The organism is Halorubrum sp. Atlit-8R, assembly GCF_003666025.1.
In the GTDB taxonomy this organism is placed as follows: Archaea; Halobacteriota; Halobacteria; order Halobacteriales; family Haloferacaceae; genus Halorubrum; species Halorubrum salinarum.
Map to the genome: position 1 here is coordinate 679,372 of NZ_QPLV01000001.1, position 20,132 is coordinate 699,503.

A 20,132-nucleotide genomic window follows, 5' to 3' on the forward strand; every position below is an offset into this window, starting at 1 on the left:
CGGCGAACGACTGTCTCGACCCTCGTGAGTCGCGGGTGACCTCGCCGGCGACAGTTTTATTATCGAACGTAAAGTGTCCTTTACTGTAAAGCGAGCTTTACACACGGTTCCCGCTCGCTTTTCCCCCCACCATGAGCGAACACACCGCCTCCGCGACGACTCGGCCCTCCACACGGAAACGCTACAAACGCATCGCCTACGGACTGCTCGGCGCCGGCATCGCCGCGCTGTTCGTGGCTATCGCCCTCGACCGCTTCGTCCTCGGCGTCGCCCTCTACTGGGCCGGCGGCCTCGGCATGGGGCTTGTCCAACGGTTCAGCCCCGTCGAACTGTACGACGAGCGCGACAACGCCATCGAGCGCAAGGCCAGCCAGAACACGCTGAACGTCTTCGCGTACCTCTTCGTCCTCGGGACGCCCGGCGGACTCGCCTTACAGGAGAGCGGGGTCGTCACGCTCCCGGGCGAGTTCTACGGCGCGACGTGGACCCTCTTCGGAGTCTTCGTCGTGTTCGGCGCGTCGGTCCTGTACTACAAGCGGAACGCATGAGAAACGACATCGCCGACAGACGCGCCGAGACCGACGAGAGCCAGGCCGACCTGGCCGCCGCGGTCGGCGTCACCCGACAGACGATAAACGCCATCGAACGCGAGCGCTACGACCCCTCGCTGGAGCTGGCGTTCGCGCTCGCGGACCACTTCGACTGCCGGATCGAGGACATCTTCGCGCCGGCCGAGTGATCACTTCGGCGTCGCCACGACGCCGAGGTGGTCCTCGTGGAACCGGTCGAGCCGCCGCGTCTCCAGGACCTCGTACGCCTCCCGAAGGCGGTCGAGCGCGTCATCGAACACCGCGTCCGGCGCCGCGGTCACGTCCTCGCTGCGCGCCTTGATCGCGAGCAGCAGTCGGCCGTCGTCGGCGAGGAACTCCGCGTTGCGCACGGCCACGTCGGCCTGCCCGCGCGTGGCCACGTCCTGAACGACCGCGTCGACGTCGGCCTCCACCACGTGCGCGTACGTCTCGGGCCTCCGGGCGTCCTTGAGCAGCGGGAAGAGCCTGTCGCGCGGTTCGGCGGCGTCGAGCAGGTCGCGCGCCGGCCGCGGGGCGAACTCGACCGCGTACGTCGGCCCGGCGAAGTCGGCGACGTGGCTGACGGTCGTCCCGCTCGCCGCGCCGAGGTAGAGGACCGTCTCCCCGCCCGCGAGCCCGGTCTCCAGCCCGAGCTCCAGCATGCCGCCGAGCTTCGACCGCTCGGGGTCCCACGCGCGCCAGCCGTCCGCGGTCGGCTCGCCGTACACCGGCTCGCCGCGGGTCGCCAACCGCTCCTCGCCGGCTATCTCGCGGCGCTCGACCCCGTCGGGAAGGGACGGCTCACTCATCGTCGGCCTCCCCCCCCGCTCGCCGCTCCGTCGCCGTCGCTCTCGGCGCCCTCGTCTGCCCGGGCTCGGATCGTCGCCATCCGCTCCCGGAGGTCGTCGTGGAGCTGCGCCCGTCGCTCGCCGGCGTAGTGGTCGGCCCGCGCCGCGAGCGTCAGCTTCCCGGCGAGGGCACGCGCCGCCGAGCCGCGGTCCGCCGGTCGGGTGCCGCGGACGAACTCGTGCGTGTAGATGATCCCGTGTTTCGGCGACGGGGCCCGCCCCGAGAGGTGCGCGAACAGCGCGTCCTCGGCGCCGAGCACCTGAACCGTGCCCGACGGCTTCTTCGCGAGCGACTCCAGGCCGCCCGCGAGCGCGATCAGCCGCGCGGCGAGCTCCGGCCCGGCCATCTCGGTGAGGTTCGGCGCGACCGCGGGCGCGATCCGACCGATCGTCGCCGCGAGTTCGGCCCGTTCGTCGTCCAAGTCGGCCGCGCGCACCGCGAGCGACACCGCCCGCCGTTCGACCTCGCTCTCCGGCTCGCGGGCCGCGATCGCCCGGGCACCCTCGACGCCGGACCCCACGTCGTCGAAGAGGCTCCCGGCCCACTCGACGGCGCGTTCGGCGAGCTCGTTGGCCACGCGCTCCGCGTCGTCCATCGCCCGGACCGCGTGGATCAGCTGCGCGTCGTCGGCGCGCTCCCGCTCGCGGACCGCCTCGCGGGTCACCGCGACGCTCGCCTCGTGGAGCCGGTCGTAGTAGTCGTCAGTCGAGTCGGCGAACCCGGACTCGACGGCGAGGGCCGGCCAGTCTCGGGGCCGGTCGGCCTCGCCGTTCGCGAGCCGGTCGCGGGCGGCGTCGCCCGCGTCGCCCGCGTCGGACCGCGAGAACCACCCCGCGTCGGCGTCGGTGTCGGTCATTAGCCGTCGCTACTCGTTCCCGTCGTATAGGCGTTCCCGAACGCCGACGCGCGGCGGCGCTGCGGGGAGCGCCTCAGTCGGCGGTCTCCGCGCCGTCGGCGTCGTCGAGCGCCTCGTCCTCGTCGGAGCGGAGCGCGTCGAGGAAGCCGCCCGGGTCCGAGCGCACGTCCGCTATCGTCGCGCCCGCGAGCGCGCCGAGGGCGCCGCCGCTGGACGCCGCCTGTCTGCTGATCAGTCCGCCGACCGCGGCGCCGGCGGCCGCGCCGACCGCGGCGAACGCCGCCCGAGAGAGTGCGCGTCGAATGCGTGATCCCATGCGCGGAACGTCTACGTCAACTTACAAAAGCCTACGGACGGGGTTCCGCGCGACGCCTCACTGGAGCCGCTTCGTCGTCTCCACGAGGGGGTGGCGCGCGTAGTCGACGACCTCGATGTCGCCGACGACCCGGAGCCCCTCCTTCTCGGCGGTCTTCGCCATCCCCAGGTCGATCGGGGTCCGCGGGACGATCACGTACGCGTCCATCGTCTCGATGCCGCCCTCGCGGGCGGCCATGGCCCGGTGATGGCCGTCGGCGAGGTAGAGCGTGCCGCCGTTGTCGATGACGACGAGCGGCTCCGCGAGCCCGTGTTCGAGCTCGTACTGCCGGCCTTCCAGCTCGTCCGCGTACACGCGCGCCTGCGTCGGCGTCAGGTCGGCGATGGCCACCTCGCGGCGCTCCTCGTCGAGCTCGACGCCGTGGATCTGCGAGAGCGTGCGCATCAGCTTCCCGACCTTCCCGGGGGTGGCGCGCTCGATCTGCGAGCGGACCACGTCGGTGTTCGAGATGATCCCCACGAGGTTGTCGGCGTCGTCGACGACTGGGAGCCGCTGGATCCCGGAGCGCAGGATCACCCGCGCGGCGTCGGTCACCTTCATGTCCGGGTGCGCGACGATCAGGTCCTCCGTCATCACCGTGAACACGGGGGCGTCGTCGTCGGCGAGCAGCAGGTCCCCTGCCGAGACGAACCCCTCCACGGTGCGGCCCTGCGTGACCGGGAACCCGTTGTGGCCGTCGCTGTCGGCCATGCGACGCGCGACGGTCGCCACCGTCTCGTCCGGGCTCACCGTCTCCACCTCCCGGGTCATGTACTCCCCGACCGTCGGTTTCCCGCTCATCGTCCGTCGTAGACGCTCCCGGGATAAAAGGGGCGGGGCGACGGCCCGCCGAGATAGGGGCGGGGCGACGGCCGGCCGGGAGGAGCGTCGGGGCCGGCGCTCGCCGTTCGTCAGTGCGAAAGCGGAGAACGCGGAAAGGGAGAGCGGCCTACTGCGGGCTCGGGTTCGACGGCCCGGAGACGTTGCCGTCCTTCAGCGCGGAGCCCGTGATCGACTTCAGCCGGGAGACGAGCGAGTCCTTCTCGGCCTCGCCCTCGAGGGCGATATCGAGGACCTCGCTGATGTGCGAGACCGGGATGACCTCGATCATCTCCTCGTACTCGTCTTCGATCATCACGTCCTGTTCGTTGGCCGCGGGGATGATCACCCGGTCGCAGCCGGCCTTCGCGGCCGCCTCGATCTTGTGGGTGACCCCGCCGACGGGGAGCACGTCGCCGCGGACCGACAGCGAGCCGGTCATCGCGAGGCTCTGGTCGACGCCGACGTCCTCCAGCGCGGAGATGACGGCGGTCGCGACCGTGATGGACGCGGAGTCGCCGTCGACGCCCTGCTGGCCCGTCTGGATGAACTGGATGTGGATGTCCTTCTCGGAGATGTTCTCGTCGGAGAACTTCTTGATGATCGCCGAGACGTTCTGGACCGACTCCTCGGCCATCTCCTGGAGCTGGCCGGTGGCGATCACCTGCCCGCCGCTCTGGGTCGGGGTCACCTCGGCCATCACCGGGAGCATGATCCCGGAGTCCTCGCCCATCACGGCGAGGCCGTTGACGCGCCCGGTGACGTAGCCGTCGGAGACCTGGAGCTCGTAGTCCTTCCGGCGCTCGATGTAGTCGTCGGCGAGCTGCTGTTCGATGGACCGCGAGCGCCCCTTCGCCTGGAGCACGTGGTCGCGGGTCGTGTAGTCGGCGTCCTCGCCCCGGGCGATGTCGCCCGCGACGCGGACCATCCCGCCGAGGTTCCGCATCTTCAGCGTGAGGTGGCCCTTCCGGCCGGAGCGGCGCTTGGCCTCGAGGATGATCTCCTCGACGGCCTCCGCGGAGAACTCAGGCAGGCGGCCGTCCTTCGCGACCTCCTGGGCGATGAACCGCACGTACTTGCGGCGCATCTCCGGGGTGTCCTCGATGGTGTCCTCCATGTACACCTCGTAGCCGTACCCCTTGATACGGCTGCGCAGCGCCGGGTGCATGTTCTCCATCGCGTCGAGGTTCCCGGCCGCGATCATGACGAAGTCGGTCGGGACCGGCTCGGTCTGGACCATCGCGCCCGAGGAGCGCTCGGACTGGCCCGTGATCGAGAACTCGCCCTCCTGGATCGCCGTCATGAGGTGCTGCTGGCTGCGGATGTCCAGCGTGTTGATCTCGTCGATGAACAGCACGCCCTTGTTCGCCTTGTGGATGGCGCCCGCCTCAACGCGATCGTGGCTGGGCGTTTCCATCCCGCCGGACTGGAACGGGTCGTGCCGCACGTCGCCGAGCAGCGCGCCGGCGTGCGCGCCGGTCGCGTCGCGGAACGGCGCGGTCTTCGTGTCGCCGTTGTTCACCAGCAGGTTCGGGATCATCGCGTCCGACCCGCGGTTGAGGTAGCGGAAGACGAGGTACACCACGCCGGCCGCGATGATGCCGACGAGGATCTGGCCGACGATGATGAGCGCGTAGCCCAGCACGACGGCGATGATGATCCACATCAGCAGCGAGCGCATCTGGTTGCGCTTGCGCGCCTCCTCGCGGTGCGCCTCGACGATCTGGTCGCCCTTGCCGGCCGGCACCGTGCGGACCTTCGGCTTGTTGCCGTCGTCGGGGTTGTGATACACCAAGACGTCCTGAAGCTCCTCTTTGGGGAGGAGCTCGGACATCGCCTTCGCGAGCATCGACTTCCCGGTCCCGGGCGAGCCGATCATCATCACGTGGCGGCGCTGCTTCGCCGCCTTGATGATCACGTCGCGGGCGTGCTCCTGCCCGATGACCTGGTCGACGAGCCGGTCGGGGATCTCGATCTCGGCCGTCGTGTCGATCTTGAGCCCGCCGAGGAGGTCGTCCTCGTCCGGGTCGTCCTCGATCTCGGCGCCCTCGACCTCGACGGTGCTGCCGAGCTCGTCGATGTCGCCGTCGTCGGTCGGCTCGGCGGCGTCGCCGTTCCGACCGCCGTCGGGACCTTCCCCGACGACGTCGGTCCCCTCGAACCCGTCGTCGACGACGACCCCGTCGTCCCAGGGGTCCTCGTCGTCGGGGCCCGCGGCCGACTCCCCGTCGGAGTCCGCGGCCTCGTCGACCCCGGGCTCGTTCGCCGGGCCGTCGTCGGGCTCGGGGTCGCCGCGCGTGGCGTCCTCGCCGTTCCCCGCCGGACTCGAGTCGTCGACGCCGCCGCGAGGCGGTTCGTCGGGGTCGTCGGCCGTCGGGTCGTTCGTGTCCTTCTCGTTGCTCATAGAATCAGGTGTCGCTACCGAAAACGAAGGGTCGGCTACTGATATACTTTCTCCCCCCGGCGGTGCCGGTCCGGGGGCAGTAAACCCCGCTTTGAAGCCGTATATCACCCGATCTGGGGGCGCGACCGTTCCCACGGGGTTTATAAATGACGCCGACGGTACGTAGATTCATGCGGGGGTTCTACATCGGCCGGTATCAGCCGTTTCACGACGGCCACCAGCACATGGTGGAAGAGATCGCGGAGGAGGTCGACGAACTCGTCTTGGGTATCGGCTCCGCCGGCGACTCCCACACCACCCGGAACCCCTTCACCGCCGGCGAGCGCGTCATGATGGTGACGAAGGCGGTCGAGGAGCTGGACGCCACCACCTACGTCGTCCCCATCGAGGACCTCGACCGGAACTCCGTGTGGGTGAGCCACGTCCAGAGCATGACCCCCCGGTTCGACGTCGCGTACTCGAACAACCCGCTCGTGGTCCGCCTGTTCGAGGAGGCCGGCGTCGAGGTGCGCCAGTCCCCCATGTTCCGGCGCGACGTCCTAGAGGGGACCGAGCTCCGCGAACGCATGATCCGCGGCCGCGACTGGGAGGACTTGGTCCCCGACGCCGTCGTCGACGTGATCCGCGAGGTGGACGGCGTCGACCGCATCCGGCGCATCGCCGAGACCGACTCCAACGGCGACGAGCCCTCGGACCAGTAGCCGGGGAGGCGGCGGCTCCGACTCGCCGGCGTTCGACCGGCCGCGACCGGCGCTCGTCGAGACTGGTGCTCGTCGAGACTGGTGCTCGTCGCGACCGGGGTTCGTCCAGACCGGCGCCCGTTCCTTTTAACCGCCCGCCGCACGCGGTCTCCGGTATGATCACGCTCACCTCGGACTTCGGCTCGCCGTACCCCGCCGCGATGAAGGGAGTGATCCGACGGCACACCGACGCCGAGCTCATAGACGTGGCCCACGACCTGCCGCGCGGGGACCCGCGCGCCGCGGCCTTCTGGCTCCGGTTCGTCCTCCCGGAGTTCCCGCCGGCGGTCCACTGCGCCGTGGTCGACCCCGGGGTCGGCACCGACCGCGACGCCCTCGTCGTCCGCGCCGGCGCGCACGTCCTCGTGGCCCCCGACAACGGCCTGGCGATGCCCCCGGCCCGGGCGCTCGCCGGCGACGAGTCCGACGTCGAGGCGTGGACGGTCGCGGTCGAGGACCCCGCGAGCGAGACGTTCCACGGCCGCGACGTGTTCGCGCCGACCGCGGCGCGGATCCGGGCGGCACTCGACGAGACGGGGACGGCGCACGGCGAGTCGCCCGACGCCGACGCGGTTGCGGAGATCCTTGCGGGGATGGACGACCTGTCGCCCGCGAGCGACCCCGCGGACGTCCGCTTCCCGGAGCCGACGGTCGAGCGCGACGAGGGGGGCGACGTGACCGCCGTCGACGGCGAGGTGCTCGCGATCGACCGGTTCGGCAACGTGATCACCAACGTCCCCGGCGACCTGGTCCGCGGCCGCGACTGGATCCGCGTCGACGGCGACCTCACGCCGGTCGCGGAGACGTTCGGCGCCGTCGAGCCCGGTGAGCGCCTCGTCACGGTCGGGAGCCACGGCTACGCGGAGTGCGACGTCAACGACGGCCGCGGCGACGGCGCGTTCGACCTCCGGCCGGGGGACTCGGTGCGGTTCGTCCCGGACAGCGTCAGCCTGTGAGCGCCGGGTGACTCGCCCGGCGTCGGCCGGTCGCGGCCGCTACAGTTCGACGCCCGAGGGGATCAGGCTCTCGCTGCGGAGCAGGTTCCCCTCGTGGTCGTACACGAGGAAGGTGTCCTTGTCGTAGGCGACGAGCCGCTCGCCGTCCACGTCGATCTCGACGCGGTACCGGGCGTCGCCGTCGTCCGTCGCGTCGCGCGCGGCGTGGATGAAGGGGAGGACGTCCGTCGCCGTCTCGTTGAGTTCGAGGACGAAGTCGCCGGTGTACCGGTTGGTGACGCCGACGACGCCCTCCGGGTCGTCCGCCTCGCCCAGCGGCTCGCGGAGCCGGAAGGCGACGTCGATCTGGTCGGCCGTGAGCAGGTCGCCGTCGGCGGCGTCCCCGCTCTCGCCGCCGGAGAGCCGCTCGCGGAGCAGTTCCTCCGGCCCGTGGAAGTCGATCCGCACCAGCGGGGGCGACCGGGAGCCGGCGCCGTCGTCGACGCCCTCGACGGTCAGATCGAAGTAGTCACGCCGCATTTCCTATCGGATGCTTTGCGGTCCGGCCGTATCAACGTAACGGGCGGCCCGGGGGCTCCGAGCCCCGGCGCCGGCGGAATCCGGAGCCGACCCGCGGCCGCGCCCCCGATGTCGGTCGTGATAATTGTCGGGGGTAGTTTAACTTCCCCCCGACTCTATGGCCTCGTATCCATGGCGAGTGACGCCGGCGGGAGCGACCTCGGCGACCGGATCGAGGACCTCCAGCGGCGCCTCTCGCACGCGTGGGAACTGATCCAGGGCTCGACGCTCGACGTCCGGCCGTTCCGCCCGGGCGAGGACGGCCCGCTCGCCTCCTTCGTCGTCCCCGAGGACGAGCGGGAGGTCGACCGGTACTGGGTGAACGCCCCGTACGCGTACGTCGTGATCACCTACGACGAGGCGGAGAGCGAACACCGCTACTACGCGGTCGAGCCCGAACTCGACGCCTTCGAGCGCGACCTGCTCGACCGCGTCGTCGACGACATCCGCGACCCGCTCCTCTACCGCGAGGGGACCGGCAAGACCGACGAGGAGACGCTCAGGTCCGAGCTGGAGTCCCTGCTGGAGGGGTACGGCGTCGAGGTCGGGATGGACTCCTTCCACGCGCTCGCGTACTACCTCTACCGCGACTTCCGCGGCTACGGGAAGGTCGACCCCCTCCTCAACGACCGCCACATCGAGGACGTCTCCTGTGACGGGTACGACCTCCCCATCTTCGTCTACCACGACGAGTACACGGACATCGAGACGAACGTCTCGTTCGGCCAGGAGGCGCTCGACAGCTACGTGATCCGGCTCGCCCAGCAGTCCGGGCGCCACGTCTCCGTCGGCGACCCCATCGTCGAGACGACGCTGCCCGACGGGTCGCGCGCCGAGCTCGCGCTCGGCGAGGAGGTGACCCCGCGGGGCTCCGCGTTCACCATCCGCCAGTACGCGGAGGACCCGTTCACCCCGGTCGACCTCGTGGAGTACGGGACCTTCTCGATCGAGCAGATGGCGTACTTCTGGCTCTGTATCGAGCACAACAAGAGCCTCATCTTCGCGGGCGGCACCGCCTCCGGGAAGACCACCTCGATGAACGCGGTGTCGATGTTCGTCCCGCCGCGCGCGAAGGTGCTCACCATCGAGGACACCCGCGAGCTCTCCCTGTACCACGACAACTGGCTCTCGGCGGTCACCCGCGAGCGCCGGTACGAGGGGACCGACATCGACATGTACGACCTGCTGCGCTCGGCGCTGCGTCACCGCCCCGAGTACATCGTCGTCGGCGAGGTCCGCGGCGAGGAGGCGATCACGCTGTTCCAGGCGATGAACACCGGCCACACCACGTTCTCGACGATGCACGCCGACTCGATCGAGACGGTGATCAACCGGCTGGAGAACGAGCCGATCAACGTCCCGCGGGCGATGGTCCAGTCGCTCGACATGCTCTCGGTCCAGACGCTCACGCGCTCCGAGGACGAGCGCGTGCGCCGCGCGAAGACGATCGGCGAGATCGGCGGCATCGACCAGCGGACCGGGGAGCTGGACTACTCCTCGGCGTTCGAGTGGGTGCCCGACGCCGACACGTTCCGCCGGAACGACTCGTCGCTGTTAGAGGAGATCGCCGACGAGCGCGGCTGGTCGCGCTCGGAGCTGCTGCGCGAGGTCCGGCGGCGCGAGCGCTTCCTCGAACTGCTCTCCGCGCTCGGCATCGACGACTACCGGACGTTCACCGCCCTCGTCAACGAGTACTACGCCGACCCCGACCGCGTGATGGAGCGGCTCGACGACCGCGCCGCCGCGGCCGACGGGGTCGACGCCGACGAGCTCGCGGCCGAGGAGGGCCGCGCCGCCGGCGACCCGACGGCGGACCCCGCGGACGGATGATCGAGTACCTCCCCCTGGCCGCCGCGGTCGCGGCCTGTCTCGCGCTCGCGCTCCCGCTCGTCGACGACCGGGCGGACCTGTTCGTCACCCGCGTCGCGCTGACGGCGTTCGGCGACTACGTCGGCGAGAACGAGTCGCGGCGGCGGGCCCAGCGCGACCGGATGCGCGCGGCCCACGTCGCCGGCACGACCCACCGCGTCTACGCCTCGCGGACCCTGTTGTACGCCGCCGTCCTCGGGGTCGCCGGCAGCGTGATCGGGGTGTACGCGGCCGCGGGGCTGCTCGCCGCGCTCGACGTCGGCGAGGCGGCGATCCGCGAGGCGCTCCCGGCCGCGGTCGAGTTCGTCGCCGTCGTCGCGCGCCTCGCCGACCTCGGGCTCGGGCGGCTGTTCGTCCTGCTCGCGGTCGTCTCCGCGACGGTCGGGTCCGGGCTCGCGCTCGGCGCGTACGTCGCCCGGTGGCAGCTGCTCGACCAGCGGGCCGCGGCGCGCGCGGCCGAGATAGACGCCACCCTGCCGCGGACGGTCGCGTTCATGTACGCGCTCTCGCGCTCGGGGATGGCGTTCCCCCGCGTCATGGACACCCTCGCGGAGAACGAGGCGGTGTACGGCGAGGCCGCCGCGGAGCTGTCGGTCGCGGTCCGCGACATGAACGCCTTCGGGACCGACGCGCTCACCGCGCTCCAGCGCATCTCGCGGCGGACGCCCAGCGACGACCTGGCGGACTTCTCGGAGAACCTCGCCTCCGTCCTCGGCACCGGGCAGTCGGTGTCGGCGTTCCTCAACGACCAGTACGAGCGCTACCAGGCGGAGGCGGAGGCCAAACAGGAGCAGTACTTAGAGCTGCTCTCGACGTTCGCCGAGGCGTACGTGACCGCGCTCGTCGCTGGCCCGCTCTTTTTCATCACCATCCTCGTCGTCATCGGCCTGGTCTTGCAGGACACGCTCCCGCTCCTCCGCGTCGTGGTCTACTTCGGCGTGCCGCTCGCCACCTTCGGCTTCGTCGTCTACGTCGACAGCGTGACCCAGGGCGTCGGCGGCACCGAGACCGTCGCGGCGTCGTCGCTCGACGACCCCGACACCCCGTCGGTCACCGGAGTGCGCCACGCGACGGACGAACCGGGCGACCGCGGCGGCTCCCCGCGGTTCGACGGCGGCGCGGCGGCCGGTCGGGAGGCGAGCGCCCCGGGCGCGACCGGCGCGGGCGCCGGCCGCTGGGCCGAGAACCGCGAGCGGCTCCGGGTCTACGACCGGCTCCGCGGGGTGCGGAAGCTGGCCGCCTCGCCGGTCGAGACGGTGCTGGACTCGCCGCGGACGGTGCTGCTCGCCGCGGTCCCGGTCGCGGTGGTTGGCCTGCTCGTCTTCGCGTTCCCGATCACGCTCGGGACGCCCGTGGAGATGGTCGACCAGATCGACGGACCGATCGTCGTCGCGACCGCGTTCGTCCTCGCGGCGTACGCGGTGGCCTACGAGTTCGGCAAGCGCCGGGTACGGCGCATTGAGTCCGCGGTGCCGGACTTCCTCGACCGCCTCGCCAGCGTCAACGAGGCGGGGACCGCCGTGGTCGGCAGCGTCCGCCGCGTCGCCGACTCGAACCTGGAGGCGCTGACCGAGGACCTCCGCCGGACCCGCCGCGACATCGACTGGGGGGCGGATGTCTCGACCGCGCTGCGCCGGCTGGAGCGCCGGGTCCGGTCCCCGATGACCTCCCGGGCGGTCGCGCTCGTCACCAACGCGATCCGGGCGAGCGGCGACGTCGGGCCCGTCCTCCGGATCGCGGCCGACGAGTCGCGCGCGACCTGGTCGCTCCGCCGGGAGCGCCGGCAGGTGATGCTCACCTACCTCATCGTCATCTACATCTCCTTCCTCGTGTTCCTCGGCATCATCGCGGCGCTTTCGGTGTCGTTCATCCCCGCCATCGAGGCGGCGGGCGTCCCGGGGACCGGCGGCCTCCCGGACGCCGGGACCGGGATGCCGAGCGGCCCGGGCGGGATCACGGACGGGATCGGCGACATCGACGTGGCGGTCTACGAGCAGCTGTTCTTCCACGCCGCGTCGATCCAGGCGGTCTGCTCCGGGCTTGTCGCCGGCCAGCTCGGGGAGGGGTCGGTCCGCGACGGCGTGAAACACGTCGTGGTGCTGCTCGCGCTCACGCTCGTCGCGTTCGCCGCGATCGGCGTGGCGTGACGCGGCGGTCCCGGTCGAGCCGGTCGCGCCGACGCGCCGTCGCTCCGGACGGACTCGGCCGCGGCCGCACGAGCTAAACCGGTCGCGGTCGACGGGGACGTATGGACTCCGATCCGGGGGGCGACGCGGGGTCGACCGGCGACCCGCGGGCGACGTACGACCGCATCGCGGCGCACTTCTCGAAGACGCGGGAGTACGCCTGGCCCGAGGTCGAGTCGTTCCTCGACGGCCGGTCGGGGGCGGTCGCGCTCGACGTCGGCTGCGGGAACGGGCGGCACACGGAGGCGCTCGCGGCGCGCGCCGAGGCCGCCGTCGGCGTCGACCTCAGCCGCGGGCTGCTCGACGAGGCGGTCGCCCGCGCTCGCAAGCGAAGGTACGCGGACGCGACCGTGTTCGTCCACGGGGACGCGGCCGCGCTGCCGGTCCGCGACGGCGCGGTCGACCTCGCGGTCTACGTCGCCACGCTCCACCACCTCTCGCCCCGCGACGCCCGCGTCGAGAGCCTGAACGAACTGGCCCGGGTCCTCGCGCCGGGCGGGACCGCGCTCGTCAGCGCGTGGAGCACGGCGCACGACCGCTTCGACCGCGAGGAGGGGTTCGACACGACAGTCGACTGGACGCTGCCGGGCGGCGAGACGGTCCCCCGGTACTATCACATCTACTCGCCGTCCGAGTTCGAGTCCGACCTCGCGGAAAGCGACCTCGAACCGCACCACGTGACGGTTTCGAGCGGGAACTGCTACGCGGAGGCGTCGCCGCCAGACCGCTGATTATCACGAGAGATACCGAAGTGGGTGGATTAAAGAGTCCCTGTCGACCGCCTGATGGTAATGGCTGACACCTTCCTCGAACGGGTCCTGCGTCGGGTCGCGCCCGACGCGGTCGCCCGGAGTTACCTCGCGAAGTTCCTCGTCGCCCTCGTCGTCGTCGTCCTCGCCATCGGGGCCGTCGGGGCCGTCACGTACGCCGAGACGACGGACCAGCTCGAATCGAACGCGCAGGGGGACTACACGGCCGTCGCGGAGCTGAGCGCCACGGAGATCGACGGCTGGGCGAGCGACCGCCGCTCGGTGCTCACGGAGATCGCCGACAACCACGCGTTCTCCCAGGACCCCGCACAGGTCGACAGCTACCTCTCCTCGCACCTCTCGCGGACTTCCGAGTCGGTCACCGCCTTCCACTTCGTCGACCGCGACGAGAGCGCCGTCCTCGCCAGCACCGACCGGGAGGCCGGCGAGTCGGTCACCTCGCAGGCGTGGTTCGACGACGACCTCCTGTTCGCGGACGACGTGTACACGAGCCCCACCTACATGGTCGACGGCGAGCGCCGGATCGCGTACGTCGCGGCGACCCCGCTGCGGGAGTACCTCGTGATGGAGATCTCGCTCGCCCCCGTCACCGACGACTTCCGCCAGCCCACCGAGAGCGCGTTCACGACCATCGTCCAGCCCGACGGCCGGATCGCGGCGAGCAACGCCGACTACGTCTCCGGGATCCGCTACGACACCGACGTCCGCTCCGCGATGCTCGACGACACGCGGTCCGTCGGGTTCCTCCCCTCGGCCACGTTCAGCTTCGCCGACGGCGGCGAGTACCTCGTCGCGTACGCGCCCTTGGAGACCGAGGAGTGGTACGTCGCGGTCCACGTCCCCCTCTCCGAGGCGTACGCCCTCTCGGGGATGATCGGTCGGAACCTGCTCCTCATCGTCGGCGTCGCGATCGTCGGCCTCGGGCTGCTCGGCGTGACGCTCGGCCGCGGCACCGTCGCCGAGCTGAACCAGCTCCGTGCGCGGGCGACGGCGCTGGCCGACGGCGACCTCGACGTCGACTTCCACACGGAGCGGCGCGACGAGTTCGGCGACCTCTCGGCGGCGTTCGCCACGATGCGCGACTCGCTGCGCGACCAGATCCAGTCGGCGGAGACGCAGCGGGAGCGCGCCGAGGCGGCGAAGGCGGAGAGCGAGGCGTTCGCGGAGCGCCTGGAGTCGCGGGCGAGCGACTTCGGCGCGACCATGGCGGCCTGCGCCGACGGCGACCTCACCGCGCGGCTGGAGGCGGACCCCGACGACCCCGAGGCGCTCCGCGACATCGCCGCGGAGTTCAACGACGCGATGGACGAGCTGGAGGCCGCGATCGCGGAGGTCGACGCCTTCGCCGTCGAGGTCGCGGACCGCAGCGAGGCGGTGACCGACGGCACCGACGAGGCCGCGGCCGCCGGCCGGGAGACGAGCGAGGCGGTCGACGAGATCTCGGACGGCGCGGAGCGGCAGAGCCGCCGGCTGGCCGAGGTGGCCGGCGAGATGGAGGACATGTCGGCGACCGTCGAGGAGGTCGCGGCCTCCGCCGACGAGGTCGCGACCACCTCGCGGCAGGCCGACGCGCTCACCGAAGAGGGCCGCGAGGCGGCGGCCGACGCGGTCGAGGAGCTCCACGGCATCGAGGCGCGCTCCGAGTCGGCCGCGGAGACGATCGAGCGGCTCGAGTCCGAGATGGCGGAGGTCGACGAGATCGTCGAGACGATCTCTGAGATCGCCGACCAGACGAACCTGCTCGCGCTCAACGCCTCGATCGAGGCGGCCCGCGCGGGCGAGGCCGGCTCCGGCTTCGCGGTCGTCGCCGAGGAGGTGAAGTCGCTCGCCGAGGAGACCCAGGAGTCCGCCGCCGAGGTCGAGGCCCTGATCGAGAGCCTCCGCGAGCGCACCGACGAGAGCGTCGACGAGATGGCCGCGATCCGCGACGGGGTCGACGACGGGGTCGACGTCGTCGAGGACGCCGAGGACGCGCTCGAAGAGGTCTCCGAGCGGGTGAGCGAGGCCGACGACGGCGTCCAGGAGATCTCGGGCGCGATGGACGCGCAGGCGGCGTCGGTCAACGAGGTGACCGGCGCGGTCGACGAGCTCGCGGGCGTGAGCGAGCAGACCACCGCCGAGGCGACCACCGTCGCGTCCGCCGCCGAGGAGCAGGCGGCCACGCTCGGCGAGGTCTCCGAGCAGGCGCACGACCTCCACGAGCGCGCCCGCGACCTGCGGGAGATGACCGAGGACTTCGAGGTCGACGCGGACGAGGCCGCCGCCGGCGACGCCGCGGCGTCAGCCGACGCCGGCGCCGAGTCGCTCGACGCCGACACCGCGTTCTCGTTCGGCGCAGACGAGGAGGCGTCGGACGCCGCGGCCGCGAGCACGGACGGCGGCACCGACGCCGACGCGAGCGGCTCGGAGATGGAGACGGGAGCCGGCTCGGAGCAGTCGCTCGACGAGCGTACGGACCGAACAGAAGAGTGACCGTCGTCGTCCGCGACGGCGCGTTCACCGGTGTCGTCGCGGTCGGCGATTCCCGCGCGATTCAGTCCGCCATCGTCTCGTGGCTGACGCCCCGGTCGTCCGGGAGCGGCGCCACGAGCCGGTACGCCGCGTAGAGGCCGAGCACCGCGATGCCGGCCAGCACGAAGCCGGTGCGGATCTCCGGCGCGATCAGCGGCGTCGCGACCACGTCGCCCGCCTCGTTCGTCATCGGGGCCGGGGCGAACGGCTGCCCGGCCAGCGTCTCGACTAATCCGAGGACCACGATGCCGAACAGCATCAGTCCCGCGCTCAACGCCCGTGCCGCCTTGTCGATGATGTCAGTCATTTTGGGTCACCTCGTTAGCCGAGCAGGTACCGCAGCTTGGGGTTCTGTTTGACGAGCGCCGTCTGTTCGATGAGCGCGTCGAGGCCGTAGTACCGACCGGCCGCGAGCACGATCACCGTCATGAACAGCAGCAGGCCCATCAGGTCGCTGTTGACGACACCGTGGCCGAATCCGGCGTTGCCGACCCAGAACAGGACCATGAAGATGACCCCGCCGAAGGCGGCGAGCCGCGTCAGGGCCCCGGCCATCAGCGCGAGGCCGATGAGCGTCTCGAAGAGGGGCACCCCGGGCGCGATGAGCCACGCGAGGTTGTTCCCCATCCAGACCGGGATCCCGCCGAGGACCGTCCCGGTCATCTGCTGCATGTACGCCGGGCCGTAGCTGAACGCGAACCCGTCCGTGATGATCTTCGTCACGCCGGCGTGGAAGAACCACCAGCCGGTGACGACGCGGAGGAACGCGATCCAGTACGTCGCCCAGGGTCCCTCCAGCGCGAACTCGACCTCGCCGACCAGCGGATTGCTCGATTGGTATGACATCGGTGTCACCTCACAGGTGTACGTTGGGTGGGTAGACACATATGTACCGTACAGGGTTCTAAGCGGCTGAAAAGCGTTCTAGCGCGCTGGGAGCGGCCCGCAGTATCGTGGCGCTTTAAGTACTGTCCCCGGTCACGGCCGCGGCTCGTCCCGTCAGAACACGGAACGCTTATGAAAGCCGTTCCGCCTACGTGTAGGTGCGTCATCGACCGACGCAAGCGCCGGTGGTCTAGTGGTAGGACCTGAGCCTTCCAAGCTCATGGCCCGGGTTCAAATCCCGGCCGGCGCACTCCCTTCGGTCGTGCGCCGCCCGTACTCCCACTCGCTCGCTCGCGGGAGTCCCGGCCGGCGCATTTCTCGGACACAACGAACGGGAAACGACAGCGACGGGTGAGTCCGTGCGTCAGGATTCGTCGAGGGATTTGAATCGGAGAGCGAGCGGAGCGAGCGACCGTGGTTCAAATCCCGGCCGGCGCACTCACTTCGTTCGTGCGCCGTCCGTCCCCCCACTCGCTCGCTGCGCTCGCGGCTTCCCCGCGCGCAATCGAGGTGCTCGCGTCGCTCGCACCCCGCACCGCTCGCGGGAGTTCCGGCCGGCGTATTTTTTGACTGATTTCGTCAGTCAGCGTCGGCTTCGCCCCGCTCGGCGTACGCTCGAACGTAGTGAGAGCAATTGCCGCGGATCCGACCCCGCGAGCCGCGCGTCCCGTGCGGGGCGTGCGTCGAGACGGTCACTCTCGGTCGACCACGTCGAGCGACCCGTCGAGGATGAACCGGTGTTCGGCACCGCCGATCGGCGCCGTCACCGCGACGCGAACCGGATCCTCGCCGACCAACCGCTCGGTCGCCTCGCTCAGCCACGTCTGTTCCCAGTGCGGAATCTCCCGGTAGTCGACCCCGGCGTCGTAGAGTAGCGACACCGTCACGGGGTGGCCGATAAGCGCGCTCCTGGCGCCGCTTCGCCGCCACTCTCCGCAGGCGCGGCACTCGTGAATGACGTCGACCGACCCGTCGAGCACGGGCTCGAAGTCGGGATGGAAGCGGGCGACCGTCTGCGTAATCGGGCCGTCGCACAGGTGACAGAAGCCTCGGTTGGCCCGTTCGACCGTCAGCATCGAGAAGCGGCTCCCGACCGCGGGGACATCGTCCGCGTCGGTCGATTCGACGACGATCGGTGGCACGGGGATGCCGTCCGGTATCCGGTCGCAGGTGTCACAGCCGAACCGCAGTTCGCCGTCGCGGTACTCGACTGTCGTATTCCCGTCGCAACCCGACATGTGGCAGTCGCCGACGACCGCCGGTCGGACGCTCGTCTCCGCCGTCTCCGTGTAGGTACCCGAGACGGCGTCGCCGATGAGCTTCGCTCCGGCGTGGGTCAGCTCGTAGCGCTCGTCGCGCTTGCGGACGAACTCCGGGACGAGCTTCCCGAGGTGGTAGTTGAACCGGCCGCCGTCGCTGACCCCCACCCGCTCGCGCAGCTCCGAGAACGAGGCGCCGTCCTCGTCGGAAACGCGGACGTCCCACAGCGCGCGGAGAATGTCGATTCGGGTGTCGCTGGCGACGAGCCCGAACGTCCGTTCCAGTTCGACCCCGGAACCCGCGAGGAGGTTGTCGCGCGTCACATCGCCGATATCTGAGAGCCCGGACTTAGTGTTTCGGCCGCGTCGTCACCGCGACGCGCGGGCGGCGACCCGTCGGGCGGGTCGACGGCGATACCGGGTCGCCGAGGCGAACCGGTCGGCCGGGGGGCGTCGATACGTTTCTGTGTCACCGGTGACGGCGAACCGCGGCATCGGTTCCGTTGAAGCCGGTCCGTCGGCTCAGTCCGCGTGCGGCCGCGGTTCGGAAGGCGACGCGTCAGCGGGGGACTGCCGACCGGCCTCGTGGCGACGGTTCGTTGCGCGGACGAGTCGGGCGACCGTCGCCGCGGCGATGGCCACGGGACCGACGGCCGGGACGAGCAGGGTCCCGACGACGACCGCCGCGAGGAGGGTGAACGCGGCGAGTCCGGAGAGTGTTCGCGGGCCGCTTGGCCCCTGATGATCGCCGATGGGCGGATTGAGTGGTCCGTGTCGCATCGCAAACGGAGAAAGGCCCCGTAGAGGGATAAATATAATCAGAATTACATTTCTGTAACGCGAGTTACTGAAATTCTCTTCTGCACCAGCGGCGCGCTCCGGAGGGCGTCGCCTCCGACGCTCGTCTCGGCGTTCCAACGCGTCGATCCCGCGTCGTCCGCCCGGTCAGGTCAGCGCGTCGGCCGGGGAGCCGCCGGTGGCGCGAGTCAGTCGTCGTCCGCTGTCGGAGCGTCCGTGTTCGCGACCTCGGCGGACTCGCGCGGCCCGCCCGCGTGCCCCTCGTGGGCGACGGCGGTCGCCATGAGGTGCGGCGGGATGGCGGGCACCTCGTCGTCGCCGACGGGGCCGTCGCGCGCCATCTCTTCTGTCGAGCGCGGGAACTCCCGGATCTCCTTGTGGATCGCGAGGCCGGCCTTCGCCCCCTGGCCCATCGCGACCGGCACCTGGTTGTGGCCCGGCGTGATGTCGCCGACCGCGAACACGCCGTCCTCGCTGGTGCGGCCGTGGTCGTCGACGGCGATGGTGCCGTCGTCGTTGAGGTCGCAGCCCAGCCCCTCGGCGAGGACGGTGTTGTAGTCGGAACCGTACATCGCGAAGCCGCCGCGGTACTCGCGGCGCGTGCCGTCCGCGAACTCCAGCGCCTCCAGCCAGCCGGTGTCGGGGTCGTTCTCGACGCCCTCGACCTCCTCGGTGACGACGTCGACGGGGTGCGCCTCCAGCTGCGCGGCGGTCTCCTCGCTCCACGTCGGCTCCTCGCCGCGGGTCAGCACGTCCACGTCGTCGGTGACGTTGAGCATGATCATCGCGACGTGGGCGGCGGCCTCGCCGTGGCCCATCACGTACACCGGCTCGTCGGCGAACATGTATGCGTCGCAGTGGAGGCAGTAGTGGAGCCCCTTGCCCGTCCGCGGGAGCGGCGGATCCGGGCGTTCGTCGGAGAACCCGGTCGCGAGGACGACGCGGTCCGCGACCAGTTCGGCGTCGTTCGTCTCCAGTCGGAACCGGTCGTCGTCGGTGCGCTCGACCTCGGTGACGAAGCCGCGCTCGAAGGTGCCGCCGTACGACTCCACCTGCTCGCGCCCGGTCGCGAGGAACTCGTTGCCGGAGACGTCCTCGGTGACGCCGATCACGTTGTGCGTGTCGGCCATCATCGCCGCGCGGCCGCCGCCGCGGTCGATCAGCACCGTCTCGTGGCCCAGTCGGGCCCCGTACAGCGCCGTCGTCAGCCCGGCCGGCCCGCCGCCGACCACCGCGATCTCGTACTCGTCGTCGGACGAACTCATTACCGTTTGTAGACGACCCACCGGGTTAAATACCGTCTTGTTGTGCGCGCCCCGCGACCAACCCCGTTCGCCTCGCGCCGGGAGGGGGACCGGCGCCCGACCGCGACGGCTCTCGCCTCCCGTCCGGAGGTTTATTGGTGCGTACCGCGTTCGCTCGGTCAGTGGTCACTCGTCTCGCCCTCGCCGTCTGCCTCCTCCTCGTCGGCATCGCCGCCGACGTGGGCACGACCTACGTCGCGCTCTCGGGCAGCGAGTACGTCGAGGGGTCCCCCGTCGGCCGCCTGTTCATCTCCCGGTTCGGCCTCCTCGGCGGGATGCTCCTCACGAAGGTCGTCGGCATGGCCGTCATCGGGCTCCCGGTCGCGGTCGCGGGCGGCACGCGGCGGTTCGTCGCGACCCTGATGTGCGGCGGCGTCGGCGCGCTCTCGCTGGCCGTCGCCGCGCGAAACCTGCTGTTCGTCGCGGGCCTGTGGCCGTGAGGGG

Annotated in this window: 20 protein-coding genes and 1 tRNA gene; 10 read left to right on the plus strand and 11 right to left on the minus strand. The window is 71.0% G+C overall.

Annotated features, from left to right (window positions below; all coding sequences use genetic code 11):
- Positions 1-131 precede the first annotated feature (131 nt).
- Complete coding sequence (locus DVK05_RS03250; protein WP_121561974.1) at positions 132-548, plus strand: DUF2178 domain-containing protein; 417 nt, start codon at positions 132-134, stop codon at positions 546-548.
- Positions 545-739 carry a helix-turn-helix transcriptional regulator gene (locus DVK05_RS03255; protein WP_121561975.1) on the plus strand — a complete coding sequence of 65 codons (195 nt, stop codon included), beginning with the start codon at positions 545-547 and terminating at the stop codon, positions 737-739. Before DVK05_RS03250 ends, DVK05_RS03255 begins: the two co-directional genes overlap by 4 nt.
- Here the strand turns inward: DVK05_RS03255 and DVK05_RS03260 are convergent, their stop codons facing one another.
- The 5 genes from DVK05_RS03260 to lonB all read right to left on the minus strand — a co-directional run bounded on the left by DVK05_RS03260 (position 740) and on the right by lonB (position 5,852).
- Entirely contained in the window at positions 740-1,378 is a 639-nt protein-coding gene (locus DVK05_RS03260) for a fibrillarin-like rRNA/tRNA 2'-O-methyltransferase (RefSeq protein WP_121561976.1), read from the minus strand. It lies immediately after the preceding gene.
- On the minus strand, positions 1,375-2,274 hold the full coding sequence (locus DVK05_RS03265) for an NOP5/NOP56 family protein (RefSeq protein ID WP_121561977.1): 900 nt from the start codon (positions 2,272-2,274) through the stop codon (positions 1,375-1,377). The genes DVK05_RS03260 and DVK05_RS03265 overlap by 4 nt, the downstream gene beginning before the upstream one ends.
- A 73-nt stretch (positions 2,275-2,347) precedes the next feature.
- A complete protein-coding gene (locus DVK05_RS03270) occupies positions 2,348-2,590 on the minus strand; it encodes a hypothetical protein (RefSeq protein ID WP_121561978.1) in 243 nt (80 codons plus the stop codon).
- Between the two features lie 57 nt (positions 2,591-2,647).
- A complete protein-coding gene (locus DVK05_RS03275; protein WP_121561979.1) occupies positions 2,648-3,430 on the minus strand; it encodes a CBS domain-containing protein in 783 nt (260 codons plus the stop codon).
- 148 nt (positions 3,431-3,578) lie between these two features.
- Positions 3,579-5,852, minus strand: a complete 2,274-nt coding sequence (gene lonB, locus DVK05_RS03280; protein WP_121561980.1) for an ATP-dependent protease LonB — start codon at positions 5,850-5,852, stop codon at positions 3,579-3,581.
- Positions 5,853-6,022: 170 nt separating this feature from the next.
- On the opposite strand from lonB, the gene DVK05_RS03285 reads away from it, so the two are divergent.
- Together DVK05_RS03285 and DVK05_RS03290 are read left to right on the plus strand one after the other, a co-directional pair.
- Entirely contained in the window at positions 6,023-6,553 is a 531-nt protein-coding gene (locus tag DVK05_RS03285; protein ID WP_053772296.1) for a nicotinamide-nucleotide adenylyltransferase, read from the plus strand.
- A gap of 155 nt (positions 6,554-6,708) precedes the next feature.
- Positions 6,709-7,548 carry an S-adenosyl-l-methionine hydroxide adenosyltransferase family protein gene (locus DVK05_RS03290; protein ID WP_121561981.1) on the plus strand — a complete coding sequence of 280 codons (840 nt, stop codon included), beginning with the start codon at positions 6,709-6,711 and terminating at the stop codon, positions 7,546-7,548.
- 39 nt (positions 7,549-7,587) lie between these two features.
- On the opposite strand, the gene DVK05_RS03295 is transcribed toward DVK05_RS03290, so the two are convergent.
- The gene (locus tag DVK05_RS03295) at positions 7,588-8,067 is read right to left on the minus strand and encodes a DUF5793 family protein (RefSeq protein WP_121561982.1); all 480 of its coding nucleotides are present in this window, start codon (positions 8,065-8,067) and stop codon (positions 7,588-7,590) included.
- 171 nt (positions 8,068-8,238) lie between these two features.
- Between DVK05_RS03295 and DVK05_RS03300 the strand changes: the two genes are divergently transcribed.
- The 4 genes from DVK05_RS03300 (at position 8,239) to DVK05_RS03315 (ending at position 15,403) form a co-directional block, all read left to right on the plus strand.
- Complete coding sequence (locus tag DVK05_RS03300; RefSeq protein ID WP_121561983.1) at positions 8,239-9,936, plus strand: type II/IV secretion system ATPase subunit; 1,698 nt, start codon at positions 8,239-8,241, stop codon at positions 9,934-9,936.
- Positions 9,933-12,122 carry a type II secretion system F family protein gene (locus DVK05_RS03305; protein ID WP_121561984.1) on the plus strand — a complete coding sequence of 730 codons (2,190 nt, stop codon included), beginning with the start codon at positions 9,933-9,935 and terminating at the stop codon, positions 12,120-12,122. Before DVK05_RS03300 ends, DVK05_RS03305 begins: the two co-directional genes overlap by 4 nt.
- A gap of 101 nt (positions 12,123-12,223) precedes the next feature.
- The gene (locus DVK05_RS03310; protein WP_121561985.1) at positions 12,224-12,892 is read left to right on the plus strand and encodes a class I SAM-dependent methyltransferase; all 669 of its coding nucleotides are present in this window, start codon (positions 12,224-12,226) and stop codon (positions 12,890-12,892) included.
- Between the two features lie 60 nt (positions 12,893-12,952).
- A complete protein-coding gene (locus tag DVK05_RS03315) occupies positions 12,953-15,403 on the plus strand; it encodes a methyl-accepting chemotaxis protein (protein WP_121561986.1) in 2,451 nt (816 codons plus the stop codon).
- Positions 15,404-15,464: 61 nt separating this feature from the next.
- Here DVK05_RS03315 and DVK05_RS03320 read toward each other — a convergent pair whose 3' ends face one another.
- Both DVK05_RS03320 and DVK05_RS03325 read right to left on the minus strand, forming a co-directional pair.
- Complete coding sequence (locus tag DVK05_RS03320) at positions 15,465-15,749, minus strand: hypothetical protein (protein WP_121561987.1); 285 nt, start codon at positions 15,747-15,749, stop codon at positions 15,465-15,467.
- Between the two features lie 14 nt (positions 15,750-15,763).
- Positions 15,764-16,288 (minus strand): DoxX family protein, encoded by a 525-nt coding sequence (locus DVK05_RS03325; RefSeq protein WP_121561988.1) that lies wholly within the window; start codon positions 16,286-16,288, stop codon positions 15,764-15,766.
- 218 nt (positions 16,289-16,506) lie between these two features.
- On the opposite strand from DVK05_RS03325, the gene DVK05_RS03330 reads away from it, so the two are divergent.
- A tRNA-Gly gene (locus tag DVK05_RS03330) sits at positions 16,507-16,577 on the plus strand.
- A 442-nt stretch (positions 16,578-17,019) separates the two neighbouring features.
- Here DVK05_RS03330 and DVK05_RS03335 read toward each other — a convergent pair.
- From DVK05_RS03335 to DVK05_RS03345, 3 genes are all read right to left on the minus strand, one after another.
- A complete protein-coding gene (locus DVK05_RS03335) occupies positions 17,020-17,910 on the minus strand; it encodes a winged helix-turn-helix domain-containing protein (protein WP_158598845.1) in 891 nt (296 codons plus the stop codon).
- 198 nt (positions 17,911-18,108) lie between these two features.
- Complete coding sequence (locus tag DVK05_RS03340) at positions 18,109-18,366, minus strand: hypothetical protein (RefSeq protein ID WP_121561990.1); 258 nt, start codon at positions 18,364-18,366, stop codon at positions 18,109-18,111.
- A 206-nt stretch (positions 18,367-18,572) separates the two neighbouring features.
- Positions 18,573-19,649 (minus strand): NAD(P)/FAD-dependent oxidoreductase, encoded by a 1,077-nt coding sequence (locus tag DVK05_RS03345; protein WP_121561991.1) that lies wholly within the window; start codon positions 19,647-19,649, stop codon positions 18,573-18,575.
- Positions 19,650-19,810: 161 nt separating this feature from the next.
- Between DVK05_RS03345 and DVK05_RS03350 the strand changes: the two genes are divergently transcribed.
- Entirely contained in the window at positions 19,811-20,128 is a 318-nt protein-coding gene (locus DVK05_RS03350) for a hypothetical protein (protein WP_121561992.1), read from the plus strand.
- Positions 20,129-20,132 lie beyond the last annotated feature (4 nt).

Bases quoted from the DNA above. Each gene is read 5' to 3' on its own strand.
- DVK05_RS03250 (WP_121561974.1), top strand. From the start codon at position 132: ATGAGCGAACACACCGCCTCCGCGACGACTCGGCCCTCCACACGGAAA.
- DVK05_RS03300 (WP_121561983.1), top strand. From the start codon at position 8,239: ATGGCGAGTGACGCCGGCGGGAGCGACCTCGGCGACCGGATCGAGGAC.
- DVK05_RS03340 (WP_121561990.1), bottom strand. From the start codon at position 18,366: ATGCGACACGGACCACTCAATCCGCCCATCGGCGATCATCAGGGGCCA.
- DVK05_RS03290 (WP_121561981.1), top strand. From the start codon at position 6,709: ATGATCACGCTCACCTCGGACTTCGGCTCGCCGTACCCCGCCGCGATG.
- DVK05_RS03255 (WP_121561975.1), top strand. From the start codon at position 545: ATGAGAAACGACATCGCCGACAGACGCGCCGAGACCGACGAGAGCCAG.
- DVK05_RS03295 (WP_121561982.1), bottom strand. From the start codon at position 8,067: ATGCGGCGTGACTACTTCGATCTGACCGTCGAGGGCGTCGACGACGGC.
- DVK05_RS03305 (WP_121561984.1), top strand. From the start codon at position 9,933: ATGATCGAGTACCTCCCCCTGGCCGCCGCGGTCGCGGCCTGTCTCGCG.
- DVK05_RS03325 (WP_121561988.1), bottom strand. From the start codon at position 16,288: ATGTCATACCAATCGAGCAATCCGCTGGTCGGCGAGGTCGAGTTCGCG.
- DVK05_RS03310 (WP_121561985.1), top strand. From the start codon at position 12,224: ATGGACTCCGATCCGGGGGGCGACGCGGGGTCGACCGGCGACCCGCGG.
- DVK05_RS03315 (WP_121561986.1), top strand. From the start codon at position 12,953: ATGGCTGACACCTTCCTCGAACGGGTCCTGCGTCGGGTCGCGCCCGAC.
- DVK05_RS03260 (WP_121561976.1), bottom strand. From the start codon at position 1,378: ATGAGTGAGCCGTCCCTTCCCGACGGGGTCGAGCGCCGCGAGATAGCC.
- DVK05_RS03345 (WP_121561991.1), bottom strand. From the start codon at position 19,649: ATGAGTTCGTCCGACGACGAGTACGAGATCGCGGTGGTCGGCGGCGGG.
- lonB (WP_121561980.1), bottom strand. From the start codon at position 5,852: ATGAGCAACGAGAAGGACACGAACGACCCGACGGCCGACGACCCCGAC.
- DVK05_RS03320 (WP_121561987.1), bottom strand. From the start codon at position 15,749: ATGACTGACATCATCGACAAGGCGGCACGGGCGTTGAGCGCGGGACTG.
- DVK05_RS03285 (WP_053772296.1), top strand. From the start codon at position 6,023: ATGCGGGGGTTCTACATCGGCCGGTATCAGCCGTTTCACGACGGCCAC.
- DVK05_RS03270 (WP_121561978.1), bottom strand. From the start codon at position 2,590: ATGGGATCACGCATTCGACGCGCACTCTCTCGGGCGGCGTTCGCCGCG.
- DVK05_RS03275 (WP_121561979.1), bottom strand. From the start codon at position 3,430: ATGAGCGGGAAACCGACGGTCGGGGAGTACATGACCCGGGAGGTGGAG.
- DVK05_RS03265 (WP_121561977.1), bottom strand. From the start codon at position 2,274: ATGACCGACACCGACGCCGACGCGGGGTGGTTCTCGCGGTCCGACGCG.